This window comes from Megasphaera indica (assembly GCF_046614755.1).
Lineage (GTDB): Bacteria > Bacillota > Negativicutes > Veillonellales > Megasphaeraceae > Megasphaera > Megasphaera intestinihominis.
Genome location: NZ_JBKKJR010000080.1, coordinates 1 through 245 on the forward strand (window position 1 = coordinate 1; position 245 = coordinate 245).

1 rRNA gene is annotated in these 245 nt (G+C 49.0%); it reads left to right on the forward strand.

Annotated elements, in window-relative coordinates:
- Window positions 1-106, forward strand: a 23S ribosomal RNA gene (locus ACFCTO_RS12255); the annotation flags it as partial.
- Window positions 107-245: the final 139 nt, after the last annotated feature.

Genomic DNA, 245 nt, shown 5'->3' on the forward strand with positions numbered 1-245 from the left:
CATTAGTAAGTAAGGTCCCACAAAGACGATGTGGTTGATAGGCCGGGAGTGGAAGTACAGCGATGTACGGAGCGGACCGGTACTAATAGACCGAGGACTTGACTACAAATAGTTCCTACCGATTGGTAGGGGGCGCCACGTGGGCGACCCGTTAAGAAGAAAACATTTTTATGCAGTTGTCAGGATACGAAAATCCTGAATAACATAATTCAGTGGCGATAGCTGCGGGGATCCACCTGTTCCCA